The following is a 13,324-nucleotide window of genomic DNA, read 5'->3' on the forward strand; positions in this document are numbered from 1 at the left end:
CGGTTCGCCATTTACGCTTTGTCAGTGATTGCGATGCGAAAGGTGAACCATGAAGCAGACATGGTCATGCTGGGCGATGCGGGCCTTCATCGGCTCCGTCTTCATCGTCTGCCTGTTCGGGCCCTACGCGTTGTCGATCCTGATCGGCTGCCTGGGCGTGGGTTGCTACTTCTTCCGCAACGAGGTCGGCTCGCATCTCTGAGCCGCGGATCGCCCGCTTCGCCCCGACCGGGACCGCATAGCCGTCTCGTGATGCGGCCATTTTATCTCATCTGGCGCAGGTGACAGGTTTTCACCTTGCCGCCGCGGCCATCCGAGCGCCAGACGCAGCCCGATCGCGACGGCGTGCGGTCATAGAGGTAGATTTCCGCGCGCCGCTTCCGGTTGAAGCTCTGGTTCGAGAAATCGTGCCCGCCGACACGGACATTGCGCCCGAAGCGGACCTCGGCGGAGGCGGCCGACGGTAGTGCCAGGCTCCACCCGGCGATCATGGTGAGCAGGCAGGCGATGCTCGCCAGCGTGCCGGGCATCGCTTTCAGGACCTTCATGACATCTCCCGATCACGATCGACGGCGACAGAGCTTGCCGCCAATTCCGTCGCAGGCCCAGAACGAAAAAGGGGACGGCCCGAAGGCCATCCCCTGAATTCTCGTCCCGGCCTCGAAGGCCGGGGGCGTTGCCGCCGATCAGCGCGAGTAGAACTCGATGACCAGGTTCGGCTCCATCTGCACCGCGTAGGGCACGTCCGACAGGGTCGGGGTGCGGGTGTAGGTGGCCGAGGACTTGCTGTGGTCGGCGTCGATGTAATCCGGCACGTCACGCTCGGCGAGGGCGGCCGACTCGATGACGATGGCGAGCTGGCGCGAGCTCTCCTTGACCGCGATCACGTCGCCCGGCTTCACCTGATAGGAAGCGATGTTGACGCGCTTGCCGTTCACGGTGATGTGGCCGTGGTTGACGAACTGGCGGGCCGCGAAGACGGTCGGCACGAACTTGGCGCGGTAGATCACCGCGTCCAGACGGCGCTCGAGCAGGCCGATCAGGTTCTCGCCCGAGTCGCCCTTCAGGCGGATCGCCTCGGCGTAGTAGCGGCGGAACTGCTTCTCGGAGATCGAGCCGTAATAGCCCTTCAGCTTCTGCTTGGCGCGCAGCTGGGTGCCGAAGTCGGACGGCTTGCCCTTGCGGCGCTGGCCGTGCTGGCCGGGGCCGTATTCACGACGGTTGACCGGGGACTTCGGGCGGCCCCAGATGTTCTGACCGAGGCGGCGGTCAATCTTGTACTTAGCCTCATGGCGCTTCGACATGTCGCGTGTCCTCTCAGGTTCGCGAGTTGAGGACCGCGCCCTCCTGCTCCCCGGCATTGGCCGAGGCGACAGATCCAGCTTCCGAAGAAGAGCGGATCACGGGTGCGGAAAAAGCCACGCGGCCCCGTGAGGAGCCGCGCGACGAGAGGGCCTATGACGGAAAGCCGGCTTCGAGTCAATTCCGGGATGACGAAGTGCCGTTCGCCAGCGGCATCGGCTCGACGACGATCTGCGCGAGGCCATAGCCGGCCAGCGCGATCCGCAAGGGACCGGTGAGGCCGGAGCCGTTGGTGAAGACGGCGACAGCCTCGGGGCAGGCCGGATCAGGCTCGCGGGCCCCCGAAAGCAGATCGGCGACGCGGCGCGCGATCGCGGGAGCCGGGTCGATCCATTCGACCGGCCAGGGCGCGAGCCGCTTCATGCGCTCCAGCAGCAGGGGATAATGCGTGCAGGACAAGGTGACGATATCGGTGCGGCGACCATCCGCCTCGACGAAGCAGGGTGCGATCTCGGCGGCGAGGACGGTGTCGTCGACAGCCTCGCCCTTCAAGGCCTGCTCTGCGAGGCCGGCAAGCCGCGTCGCGCCGACGAGCGTGACGCGGTGGCTGGCCGCATAGGTCTCGATCAGCTCGCGCGTGTAGTCGCGGGCTACGGTGCCGGGCGTGGCGAGGACAGAGATCATGCCGCTGCGGGTCGCTGCCGCGGCAGGCTTGATCGCGGGCACGGTGCCGACGAAGGGAATCGCGAAGCGCGCCCGCAGCGCCGGCAGCACCAGCGTCGAGGCGGTGTTGCAGGCGATGACCACAAGGTCGGGGTGGAAGCGGGCGACGAGGCGCTCCATCACAGCGAGCACGCGGAGGACGAGTTCGTCCTCGCTCAGCCGGCCATAGGGAAAGCCGGCATCGTCGGCGGCATAGACGATATGGGCGCCGGGGCAGGCCCGGGTGGTGCGCCCCAGTACGGTGAGGCCGCCGAGGCCGGAATCGAAGACGAGGATGGTGGGCCGGGGCCGGGGGATCGCAACAGGGCGGTGGCCCGTGCCGGCGAGGAGATCGACTTGCATGGTGATGCCGAGGGATTTCAAAACCCGACTCCGCCAGACAGCGGTTAAGGGACGGTCAACGGCGGGTTTATCCACTGTCTCGAAATTTAGTTGACTCCGTCCATTAAATGGATTGGCATCTCGAGCAGCTCAGCAAAACTGCGTAGCGGTTTTACGCCCGGAACTGCGTGAGAACGAAGAGATGGAGCTTTGGAGGCGGGCCCGTGTTCGCCGGAAATGCTCTGGACGGAGGTGAACCATGGATGCCGTCGAGACCGAAGCCGTCGCTGCGATCCGCCGCTTCAACCGCTTTCACACGCGCTGGGTGGGCGCGCTCGGCGGCAGCCTGCATGGTTCGGGCCTCGTGCTGGCCGAGGCGCGCGTGCTTTACGAGCTGGCGCAGCGCGACGACTGGCAGGCGGGCGAGATGGCGAGGACGCTCGATCTCGATCCGGCCTATCTCTCGCGCATCCTCAAGCGCTTCATGGGACAGGGTTGGCTCGAACGCAACCGCTCGACGGCCGATGGCCGGGCCTGGCGGCTGCGCCTGACGGCACAGGGCAGGGCGGCCTTCCAGCCGTTGGATCAGGCTTCCAGCGCGCAGGCGGGGGCGATCCTTCAGCGGCTCGCGCCGTCCGAGCAGGTCCGCCTCGTCGCGGCGCTTGCCGATACGGAGCGTCTTCTTGCGGGAGAGGAGGGCGATCGCCCGGCTCCCGTCATCCGGGAGCATCGCGCTGGCGATATGGGCTGGGTGATTGGTGCCCATGGCCGGTTCTATGCCGAGGACTATGGCTGGGACATTTCTTTCGAAGCCCTTGTCGCGGAGATCGCCGCGAAGTTCCTGCGCGAGTTCAAGCCCGGCCGCGAGCGTTGCTTCATCGCGGAACTGGACGGTCAGCCTGTGGGCTCGGCCTTCGTCGTGCAGGAGGATGAGGCGACGGCCAAGCTCAGGCTCGTGCTGGTCGAGAAGCGGGCGCATGGGCTGGGGCTCGGCAAGCGGCTTGTGCGCGAGGCGATCGGCTTCGCACGCGCAGCCGGCTACGGGCGCATGGTACTCTGGACCAACGACATCCTGCATGTGGCGCGCGGCATCTATGTCGGCGAGGGCTTTCGGCTGGTGGCCGAGGAAACTCACCATTCGTTCGGCAAGGAGCTTGTCGGCCAAAACTGGGAGCTGATGCTCCGGCCGAGCGCCAACTGACGCGTCAGGCCTTCAGTCGGGCGACCGCGGCCGCTGCGGTACGGCCGGCGAGCGTCGCGCCGCCCACCGTCATGGCGCCGCCGCCCGCGGTCGCCTCGCCAGCAATGAAGAGCCGGTTGCCGATCGGCTGGGCGAGCGCCTCGCGCGCCGCTTCGTGGCCGGGGTCGCAGATCGAATAGGAGCCGCGGGCGAAGGGATCGGTCCACCACGCCGGGAAGGAGACCTCCTTCACCGTCTTGCGGAAATCGGCGCCGACCATCTTCACGAGGAGATCGACGAGATGGGCGCGGGCCTCCTCGGTGCCGGCTTCCGAGAGCTTGCGGGCATAGTCGCCGCCGCAATAGCCGATGACGATGTCCTGTCCGCCGGGGAACATGTCGAGATTCATCAGGCGTTCCGGCGCCGCCGCTTCGAGGAAGCTCGTGCCCGGCGCGATGCCGAACCGGTCGCCCTCGACCTTGAGCGCGATCTTGGTGAGCGCGCCCATATGCAGGCCGGCGAGGGCATCCCGGGTCGAGGCCGGCAGTTCCGGCACGAAGCGGATCGCGCCGGCCTTCAAGACGCCGACCGGCACCGTGACGATGCAGGCATTGGCCCGCAGCGTCCCGGAGCGGGTGGTGACGGTGACGCCCGGCCCGTCCCAGCGGATCGTCTCGACGGGCTCGTTCAGGCGGATATCGAGTCCGGCGGCCGAGCGCGCGACGAGATTGCCGTAGCCTGAGGGGACGATGAGATCCTCCCCCGACCACAGGCGCTGGTAGTCGCGCGCGGAGATGCGGCTCGATTCCTCGCCGATCGAGAGCAGCAGGCCCGACGCCGCGACGGGGGCCAGCTCCGGGCCGAGATCGCCCAGCAATTCGGCGATCGACATGTCGCGCTGGCTGAGGTCGACCGTCTCCAGCCGGCGGTCGATCTGGCCGAAGGCGCTTCGGCGGCGGTTGCGTTCCGGCTCGGCCATGGGCCGGCCGTCGGCGAAGACCCGGAAGCCGGTGCCCCAGGATTCGGCGGGCGTGTCGATGCCGAGGTCGCGGGCGATCTGGACCCAGGGGTTGCGCTCGGCCCAGTGGATGAACATCGCGCCGGCATCATAGGCGGGGCCGAGCGAGGTATCGGTATAGGCGCGCCCGCCGACGCGGCTGCGCGCTTCGAGCACGACAGTTTGCCGCCCGGCGGCACGCAAGGCCTGAGCGGCGGCAATGCCGGCCGCCCCGGCGCCGATCACCACGACATCGACATCGGTCGCGGCAGCCGCGCGGCCGGCAAGGGCGAAGCTCGCGGCCATGGCGCCTGTTCCCGTCAAGATCGTCCGGCGGTCAAGCATCTTGGAATCCCATGATGCCCCGCATGTTGGAGTCTTGATGCCGCATTGCAACGGCAAGCTGACGAGCAAGCGGCAAGACGCGATCACGAGATCGGGAGCCTCCCGCGGCGGAGCAGGGTGGCTGCGGGTGCTCAGCTTAGAATGGTGCGATCAAATATTACTGTTTAGAAAAATTCTACTATTGTGATCTTCCTGCATCGGAAGATGTCCTTCGTATGGCGGCTGATTGACAGTCGTTGAGTCGCTCCATATCCGAATACTGTCTTATCGGGGCGGATAAGACCTTGTTTGTATTAATTTAAAACTGGTGAGGCGCGGCGGGTTCGGCTCGCGGCGTTCAGAAGGACGGGTCAAGGCCATGGGGATGCATTCCAGCACATTGCGCGACGGAGTCGCGCTCGGCACGCTGATGGTGGTGCTGCTGGCTTCCCCTGCCATCGCGCAACAGCAGGGCCGGGCCCGCACGTCGCCGGTGACGCAGAACGCCGAGGCGCCCGTGGTCCTCGACCAGATCAACGTGCAGGGCGAAGGGCAGCCCGGCGGTGCGCTGCTCAGCGGCCCGACGACGACGCGGACGACGCGGGCGGAACTCGACCGTCAGCAGGTGCAGAGCCTGAGCGACCTGGCCAACCGGGTCGAGGCGGGCATCTCCTTCAATCGCCAGACCAATTCACTGAACATCCGTGGCCTCGACGGCGCCCGCGTCCTGACCACGGTGGACGGCATCCGCCAGCCCTTCCTGATCGATACGCGCATCTCGAAGGGTGGCACGACGGCCTTCGATTTCGACTCGCTGTCGACGCTCGACTTGCTGCGCGGCGGCAGCGGTGCCGCCACGCTGGGCAATGGCGCATTGGGTGGTGCGCTCGCCGTGCGCACGCTCGACCCGGAAGATCTGATCCGCAACGGCCGCAATTTCGGCGCGCTGGCCAAGACCGGCTATGACAGCACCGACCGGGCTTGGTTCGGCAGTGCCGCGGTCGCAGCGCGGATGAACAACACCTATTTCCTGCTGCAGGGCGGCTTCCGCGACGGCCACGAGACAGACAGCAAGGGGTCGGACAAGTCGATCGGGGCGACGCGCACCGCGCCGAACCCGGCTGACTTCAACCAGTACAGTGTCCTCGCCAAGGTCTATCACTATGTCGACGAGGTGCACCGTTTCGGCATCACTGGCGAGTTCTTCAAGCGCGATACCCGCACCCAGCCGCTCGTCAATCCGGTAACCTCGCTCACCGGCAACTATCGACCGGGCATGTACAGCACGGGCGAGGATGTCGAGCGCAACCGCGTCTCGCTGACCTATGATTTCAAGTTGCCCGGCGCCATTGTCGACGAAGCCCATGCCAATCTTTACTGGCAGCGCCTCAAGCGCAACGACCTGACCAGGGGCTACCGCTACACCTCGGTACCCCTCGGCGCCTATGCGCGCGACGGCGAGAACGAGGAAAACGCGTACGGCTTCAACGCGCATGTCATCAAGAGCTTCAACACGGGCGTCTTCAGCCACCGCGTGACGGCTGGCACGGAGCTGCGGATGTCGGAGCTGAAGCAGTATATCCACGGCTTCGACGCTTGCCCGCCCAAGCCGGCCAGCGGCATCTACACGGCGCCCTGGGGCAACTGTAACAACGTGCCCAGCAACCAGGCCGAGCAGCCGGACGTCAGGGGCAAGCTGGCAGGTTTCTACCTGCATGACGAGATCGGCATGCTGGATAACAGCCTGCGCATCACGCCCGGCGTTCGCTATGACTGGTACGAAGAGAAGCCGCAGAACACGCCGGCCTATTTCAACGGGCTTTCGCGTCCGACCACGCTGCCGCCGGCTTCGAGCGATTCCGCCTGGTCGCCGCGCCTGCGGGTGGAATACGACATCATCCGGAATGCGCCCTGGGTGAAGGACGTCACCTTCTTCGCGCAGTGGGCCAAGACCTTCCGCGCGCCGACCGCGAACGAATTGTACGGCCGGTTCGGCTCCCCGACGACCTATCTCAGCGCTGGCAATCCTGACCTGCGTCCGGAGATCGGCAATGGCGTCGACGTCGGCTTCCGCTTCGGCGACAAGGCGCTCGGCGGCTCCGTGACTTATTTCCACACCAATTACCGCAACTTCATCGACACCTATCAGGTCTCGCCTCCCGGCTTCGGCGGGATGTATTTCCAGAACGGCGTCACGAGCTACCGGAACATCGCCCGCGCCGAGATCCAGGGCGTGGAGGTCAACGGGCAGTATTCCTTCGCGCCGAACTGGCTGGTGCGCGGCTCGTTCTCCTACATCCGCGGCCAGAACAAGGACGACAATACCTTCCTGAACTCGATCCCGCCGGTGCAGGGCATCGTCGCCGTGGCCTATGGCACGGATCGCTGGGGCGCCGAGGTTTCGGCCAAGCTCGCCGGCAAGCGCGACGACGTCGCTCCGAGCGGCACCGGCAGCGGCTTCAAGGCCCCGGGCTATGCGGTCTTCAACGCCTCGGCCTGGTGGAAGCCTGCGCCCCACATCGCCGATGTCGAGTTGCAGGTCGGTGTCTACAACATCTTCGACCGGACCTATTGGGATGCAGTGTCGGTTCCGCTGTCGCGTGTCCAGCCGCGCGACTATTACAGCGAGCCGGGCCGCACCGTGAAGGCGACGCTGAAGTACCAGTTCTGACCGGGCGTTTCGAGACCCCCCGACTAGACCAGCCGGCCCTTCGGGGCCGGCTTTTTTATTGTTCGGTCGGGTTCGTCTCGCCCGCCTGTCGCGCGAGCAGGCGGGCCTTCTTCGGCCCCTCGACCAGCGACTTGAAGACGCCGCGCAGCGTCCGGGCCTCCTGCTCGGTCATGTCGAGCCGGTGCAGGATGTCGCGGAGATTGGCGGTCATCACCGGCTTCTTGCCGGCCGGGAAGAAGCCGCAGAGGTCGAGCTCGGCCTCGAGATAATCGAACATCGACAGGATCATCTCGCGCTTGGCTGGCGGTGAGGGGTTGTTCTCGCGGAAGGGCGGCTCGCCCCCCGTCGTCTTGAACCATTCATAACCGTTGAGCAGCACGGCCTGGGCGAGGTTCAGCGAGGCGAAGGCGGGATTGACCGGGAAGGTCAGGATCGCGTCGGCGAGGCTGATCTCCTCGTTGGTCAGGCCGATGCGCTCGCGCCCGAACAGGATGCCGACGCGCTCGCCCGAGCCGATGCGGCCGGCGACCTCCGGCATCGCCTCGGCCGGAGTCAGCACGCGCTTCATCTGGCCGCGCTCGCGGGCGGTCGTCGCCAGGACGTGGTTCAGGTCGGCGATCGCCTCGGCCGCGCTGTCAAAAAGCCTGGCGTTCTCAAGAATATGCGTCGCGCCGGAGGCTGCCGCGGTCGCGCCCTTCTTGAGGCCGCCGCCGCTCGGCCAGCCGTCGCGCGGGGCGACGAGGCGCATCTCGGAGAGGCCGAAATTCGCCATGGCGCGGGCGCACATGCCGATATTCTCGGCGAGTTGTGGCTCGACCAGGATGACGATCGGGGCAGGGGCCTGGACGGCCGGGCGGGTGCGGTCGGTGCCGGAACCGGTCATGGGACAGTCGCTTCGTCTGATCTTCTGCGCAGCCCCCAAACGGGCTGCCGGGGGAGGCCATACGTCAAGCCGGTTCCCATGGCGAGCCCGGCCGGGTGACGCGAGCCACGGATGCAGCGTCGTTCGCGGGCCGCCAAGGGTATCTGTCAACTTTTATTGACGGCCGCTTCGTCGTCAACTAATGTTGACGGATGGGTGACCTGCGCAACATCGCCATCCCGACCGACCCCGAGGAAGCGCTGGCGGCCGTCGTTGCCTTGCGCCGCCTGGCGGACCGGATCGAGCGCGGGGCCGTGCGGTCGGCCCTGCAGCAAGGCTGGTCGTGGTCGCGGATTGCCTTGGCCCTCGGGGTCACCAAGCAGGCCGCCCATAAAAGGCTTTCGGATGTGGTGGCGGAGGATCGCTCCGCCTAGGGAGAATGCGATGTTCAAACGCATCAGGTCGAAGCTCGACGACATGGGTACGATCAAGCGCCTCTGCGAGCGGGCGGAAGCCCATGCCTTGCACGACCAGCAGCGGGAGCCGGGCGCCGAGCATTTCCTGCTGGCCGCGCTCGATCTCCCGGACGGCACGGCCCGTCTCGCCTTCGAGCGGGCAGGGGCCGAGCCTGACGCCCTGAAAGCCGCGATCGAACGACAATATGGCGATGCCCTTCAGTCGATCGGCCTGACAGCGGACGCGCCGTCCGACATGCCGGTTTCGGCCCATTCCGGCGCCTATCATGCCGCGCCATCCGGGCAGGCCGTCATGCAGGAGCTGGCGGAAGCCCGGAGGGATCACGCGCCCTTGCTCGGTGCTCATGTCGTCAGCATCGTCGCGGGGCTGCCGCAGGGCGTGGCGCCAAGGGCACTGCGGGCGCTCGGCGTCGATCCCGCCAGCCTGAAATCGAGCGCCGATGCGATTGTCGGGAAGAGCACTCTATGAACGCGTCGCTGCCCACGTTCTGATGCATGAGCAGCCCCGAGCCGGCCATCCGGCCGGCGGATCGTTCGTTCGAACTAGCCAGCCGCTTTTTCCACCGCCCGCAGCACGCGCAGCATGTTGCCGCCGGCGAGCTTGGCGAGGTTTTCCTCGGACCAGCCGCGGCGGATCAGTTCGGCGATCACCGAGGGGAAGGTTGTGGTGTCTTCCAGCCCGTCGGGATTGACCCAGCCGAAGAAGTCCGAGCCGATGCCGACATGGTCGTGGCCGAGGCGTCTGGCGAGATATTCGACATGGTCGCAATATTCCGGCAGCGTCGCCTTCGGGCGCGGGCCGGATTTGCGTTCGATCTCTGCCTCGGCCTTCTCGTGGTCGATGCCTTCCGGGCTCTTGCCGTACTGGTCCTTGGCCGGACGATGCCAGTCGCGCGAAGCCTGGCTGATGAAATCCGGCACGAAGGTCGCCATCACGACGCCGCCATTGCCGGCGACGCGATCAAGCACGTCGTCGGGCACGTTGCGCGGATGGTCGCAGAGCGTGAAGGCGTTGGAATGCGACCAGACCAGCGGCGCGCTGGAGACGTCGAGCGCGTCATGCATCACCTTCGGCGCGACATGGGCGAGGTCGATGACCATGCCGAGCTTGTTCATCCGGCGCAGCACGTCCTTGCCGAAGGCCGTGAGGCCGTTATGGCGCGGGGCGTCGGTGGCGGAATCGCACCAGTCGGTGGTGTCGTTGTGGCAGAGCGTCATCAGGCGCACGCCGAGATCGAAATAGGCGTCGAGCGCGTCGAGCTCGCCATCGACCGCCGAGCCGTTCTCGATGGTCATGAACAGGGCGATGCGCCCTTCGGCCTTGGCCGCCTCGACATCGGCGGCGGAGAGGCCGGGGCGGAAGACGTTCGCGTGGCGCTTCAGGATGTCGCGCATCAGGGCGATCTGGGCGAGCGCGAAGCCGGCGGGATTGGCCTGCTTCGGCGGGACATAGGCCGCGAAGAACTGCGCCGCCATCTTGCCGGCCTGCATGCGCGGGATGTCGGTGTCGCCCTCGGCATGGACCTTGTCGAGACCGTAGGCGGCGACATCGCCCTTAGCCTTCGCGTCCTTGCGGATGACATAGGGCAGGTCGTTATGGCCGTCGATCAGCGGAACGCGGTCGAGCAGGGCGAGCGCGGCGGCGTAGGCATTGTCCTGAACGGGCGGTTTGGCGAGGGCCATGGCGAGGTCTCGGTCGGGAATCGGGAGCCGGATCGTGGCAGGGAGTGCGCCGGGAGGCGAGGGGGCAGGACGCAGGTCGGTCATCCCGCACGCGCTTTCGTAGTGTCATCCCGCACGCGCTGCGGCACGTCAGTGCTGCTGCGCTGATGCGGGATCGCGCGACGAGAAGGTGCCTTTTCCGGGAGACGGTCCCGTGTCTGCGCCGCAGCATTGCATGCCGCAGCGCGCACGGGATGACAGGCGCCCTTTGACGGGTGCCTTAGGCGAACCGCGCCGGGGCGAAGGGCGTGGGATCCACGAAGACCTTCTGGCCCGTTACCATTTCCGCGATCATGCGGCCGGTGACGGCGGCGAGCGTCAGGCCGTGATGGGCGTGGCCGAAGGAGAACCACAGACCCTTGTGCTTCGGTGCCGGGCCGATGATCGGCATCATGTCCGGCGTGCAGGGCCGGCGGCCGAGCCAGGGCTCGGCATCGACACGCTCGCCGAGCGGGAAGAGCTGCTTCGCGATCGGCTCGGCGCGGGCGAGCTGGACCGGGGTCTTGGGTGCATCGCGATCGGCGAACTCGGCGCCGGTGGTCAGGCGGATGCCCTGCAGCATCGGGGCGAGGAAATAGCCGCGCTCGGTGTCCAGCACCGGGTGGTTGAGCACGGCATTGCCCTGCGGCTTGTAATGCATGTGGTAGCCGCGCTTGACCGCGAGCGGCAGGCGGTAACCCAGCTTGTTGCTGAGCACGTCGGCCCAGGGGCCGAGCGCGACGATAACGTCCTTGGCTTCGGCCGTGGTGCCGTCGGCGAGGGTGACGGTCCAGCCGGCGCCGTTCTGCTGGAGCGTGCCGGCATCGCCGATGGCGAGCTTGCCGCCGAGCTTCTCGAACAGAGCGACATAGGCCTTCGACAGGCCGAGCGGGTCGACGACGGTGGTCGGGTCGGTCCAGTGCAGGCCGCCGATCAGGCTGCCATGGTCGAGATGCGGCTCCTCGGCCTTGAGGGTCGCCATGTCGAGCGCGCGGTAGTTCAGGCCGAATTCGCCGTTCCAGCGGGCGGCTTCGGCGAGGCGGGTATCGCGTTCCTTCTCGGTGCGGAACACCTTCATCCAGCCGTCGCGGCGCAGCAGGTTGGTAGCGCCGGCTTCCTGCGCGAGCGCATCGTGCTCGCTCACGCAATGCTCGATCAGCGTCGCATATTTATGCGCGATGGCCTGATGCTGCGAAGCGCGCGAATGCATCCAGTAGGAGAACAGGAACGGGGCGAGCTTCGGGATCGCGCTCCAGTGGTAATGCGCGTCGATGGTGTTGTTCATCGCGTAGCGGATGAGCGCACCGAAATCATGCGGGAAGCCGTAGGGGTAGACGCCCTCGCGCTGGATCAGGCCGGCATTGCCGTAGCTGGTCTCCTCGCCCGGCGCACGACGGTCGACCAGCAAGGTGGCGCGCCCGGCCTTCTGGAGATGAAGCGCGACCGAAATGCCGACGACACCGGCGCCGAGAACGATCGTATCCACCTTCATGACCTGCTCCTGCCAACCCCTTTTCCCGCAAGGATACCGGTTTGCACGGGCTTGTCAGCGGCGTGACCGGATTTTGCGCGGAACAGCGCAATCTTTCGCAATTTCTGCGCCAACCTTCCGAAGGTGACTGATCATGGGCTGCGGTTGGCGGAAGAGTGCGCAATTTTATGCCGGCGCAGGATTGGCTTGCGTCTCCGGGAGGTGACGCTGCCCGCGCCTTCAGCCAGTGTGCGTCTGTTTCGCGAACGATTCCAGAGCCCGGCCGATGCATCCCGCCGCCTTTATTGCTGCCGCGCTCGCGTGGCTCGGCCGCCATGGCACGCAAGGCTTCGCGCTCTCGATCTTCCTCGGCCTCGCGCTGCCGCAATTCTCGGCGATGGCGCGGCCGGCCCTGCCGATCACGATCTTCTGCTTCACCACGGTCGTGTTCATGCGGCTGGACATGAGCGTGACGCTCGGGCTGCTCCGGCGCCCGGCCAAGCTCGCCGCGAGCTGTGCCTGGCTGATCGCGGGGCCGGTGCTGCTGATCGGCGGGGCGCTCCTGCTGGTCGGGCGCGAGAACCTCGATCCCGGTATCGTGCTCGGGCTTGCGATCATGGGCGCGGCGCCGCCGATCATGTCCTCGCCGGCGGTGGCGATCCTCTACGGCTTCGAGCCCTCGCTGATCATCGCCAGCGTCATCCTGACCACGATCATCAGCCCGATCGTCGCGCCGATCCTCGTCGAATTGCTCGCCGGGGCCGCGGTGCCGCTCGACCGCTGGGCGCTGACGCTGCGCCTCCTGATCTTCATCGGCGGCGGCATGGCGGTCGCGACCGCGATCCGGTTCTGGCTGGGGCTCGCCCGGATCAAGGCGATGAAGGCCAATCTCGATGGCTTCGGCGTGCTGATGTATTTCATCTTCGCCATCGCCGCGATGGACGGCGTGACCAAGGCTGCGCTCGACAATCCCCGGCTCGTGCTCTTCGTGCTGGGATGCGTCTTCGCCGTCTCGGCAGCCGGGTTAGCCTCGAGCTGGCTGGTGCTGCGGCTGCTGCCGGCCTCCGAGCGCTTCATGATCGGCTATGGCACCGGGCAGCGGAACATGGGCCTGCTGGTCGCAGCTTTGGGAGCAGGGGTCTCGCCGACCACCTTCCTCTATTTCGCGCTGGCGCAGTTCCCGATCTACCTGCTGCCCTGGCTGCTTGGCGGCATCGCGGCCCGGATTCGGCGCCGGGAGGCTGCTGACGGGCGTTGACGCAAGGGCTTGCGAGGCTTTCCCCGTCGCAGGAGAGC

General features: G+C 66.8%; 13 protein-coding genes. 6 read left to right on the forward strand and 7 right to left on the reverse strand.

Annotated features, from left to right (window positions below; genetic code table 11):
* Window positions 1-49 precede the first annotated feature (49 nt).
* Complete coding sequence (locus WFK61_RS22785) at window positions 50-202, forward strand: hypothetical protein (RefSeq protein ID WP_170843344.1); 153 nt, start codon at window positions 50-52, stop codon at window positions 200-202.
* Window positions 203-263: 61 nt separating this feature from the next.
* On the opposite strand, the gene WFK61_RS22790 is transcribed toward WFK61_RS22785, so the two are convergent.
* The 3 genes from WFK61_RS22790 to murI all read right to left on the reverse strand — a co-directional run bounded on the left by WFK61_RS22790 (window position 264) and on the right by murI (window position 2,367).
* Entirely contained in the window at window positions 264-548 is a 285-nt protein-coding gene (locus tag WFK61_RS22790) for a hypothetical protein (protein ID WP_336814345.1), read from the reverse strand.
* Window positions 549-686: 138 nt separating this feature from the next.
* Complete coding sequence (gene rpsD / locus WFK61_RS22795) at window positions 687-1,304, reverse strand: 30S ribosomal protein S4 (protein WP_257732236.1); 618 nt, start codon at window positions 1,302-1,304, stop codon at window positions 687-689.
* A 175-nt stretch (window positions 1,305-1,479) separates the two neighbouring features.
* Window positions 1,480-2,367: a glutamate racemase gene (gene murI / locus WFK61_RS22800; protein ID WP_336814346.1), complete on the reverse strand. Its 888-nt coding sequence runs from the start codon at window positions 2,365-2,367 to the stop codon at window positions 1,480-1,482.
* Between the two features lie 238 nt (window positions 2,368-2,605).
* On the opposite strand from murI, the gene WFK61_RS22805 reads away from it, so the two are divergent.
* Window positions 2,606-3,547 (forward strand): bifunctional helix-turn-helix transcriptional regulator/GNAT family N-acetyltransferase, encoded by a 942-nt coding sequence (locus WFK61_RS22805; RefSeq protein WP_336814347.1) that lies wholly within the window; start codon window positions 2,606-2,608, stop codon window positions 3,545-3,547.
* 4 nt (window positions 3,548-3,551) lie between these two features.
* On the opposite strand, the gene WFK61_RS22810 is transcribed toward WFK61_RS22805, so the two are convergent.
* Entirely contained in the window at window positions 3,552-4,829 is a 1,278-nt protein-coding gene (locus WFK61_RS22810) for a flavin monoamine oxidase family protein (protein ID WP_336814348.1), read from the reverse strand.
* Window positions 4,830-5,226: 397 nt separating this feature from the next.
* Here WFK61_RS22810 and WFK61_RS22815 point away from each other — a divergent pair, with 397 nt between their 5' ends.
* The gene (locus tag WFK61_RS22815) at window positions 5,227-7,518 is read left to right on the forward strand and encodes a TonB-dependent hemoglobin/transferrin/lactoferrin family receptor (RefSeq protein ID WP_336814349.1); all 2,292 of its coding nucleotides are present in this window, start codon (window positions 5,227-5,229) and stop codon (window positions 7,516-7,518) included.
* Between the two features lie 55 nt (window positions 7,519-7,573).
* Here the strand turns inward: WFK61_RS22815 and WFK61_RS22820 are convergent, their stop codons facing one another.
* Window positions 7,574-8,401 carry an RNA methyltransferase gene (locus WFK61_RS22820; protein WP_336814350.1) on the reverse strand — a complete coding sequence of 276 codons (828 nt, stop codon included), beginning with the start codon at window positions 8,399-8,401 and terminating at the stop codon, window positions 7,574-7,576.
* Between the two features lie 191 nt (window positions 8,402-8,592).
* Between WFK61_RS22820 and WFK61_RS22825 the strand changes: the two genes are divergently transcribed.
* On the forward strand, window positions 8,593-8,814 hold the full coding sequence (locus WFK61_RS22825; RefSeq protein WP_336814351.1) for a hypothetical protein: 222 nt from the start codon (window positions 8,593-8,595) through the stop codon (window positions 8,812-8,814).
* 10 nt (window positions 8,815-8,824) lie between these two features.
* Window positions 8,825-9,325 carry a Clp protease N-terminal domain-containing protein gene (locus WFK61_RS22830; protein ID WP_336814352.1) on the forward strand — a complete coding sequence of 167 codons (501 nt, stop codon included), beginning with the start codon at window positions 8,825-8,827 and terminating at the stop codon, window positions 9,323-9,325.
* A gap of 74 nt (window positions 9,326-9,399) precedes the next feature.
* Here WFK61_RS22830 and WFK61_RS22835 read toward each other — a convergent pair whose 3' ends face one another.
* Window positions 9,400-10,539 carry a dipeptidase gene (locus tag WFK61_RS22835; RefSeq protein ID WP_336814353.1) on the reverse strand — a complete coding sequence of 380 codons (1,140 nt, stop codon included), beginning with the start codon at window positions 10,537-10,539 and terminating at the stop codon, window positions 9,400-9,402.
* A gap of 259 nt (window positions 10,540-10,798) precedes the next feature.
* Window positions 10,799-12,049, reverse strand: coding sequence for an NAD(P)/FAD-dependent oxidoreductase (locus WFK61_RS22840; RefSeq protein ID WP_336814354.1), 1,251 nt, complete (start codon window positions 12,047-12,049; stop codon window positions 10,799-10,801).
* Window positions 12,050-12,314: 265 nt separating this feature from the next.
* Between WFK61_RS22840 and WFK61_RS22845 the strand changes: the two genes are divergently transcribed.
* Window positions 12,315-13,286: a hypothetical protein gene (locus WFK61_RS22845; RefSeq protein ID WP_336814355.1), complete on the forward strand. Its 972-nt coding sequence runs from the start codon at window positions 12,315-12,317 to the stop codon at window positions 13,284-13,286.
* Window positions 13,287-13,324: the final 38 nt, after the last annotated feature.

The sequence above is a fragment of the Allobosea sp. MMO-172 genome (genome assembly GCF_037147855.1).
Taxonomy (GTDB): Bacteria; Pseudomonadota; Alphaproteobacteria; order Rhizobiales; family Beijerinckiaceae; genus Allobosea.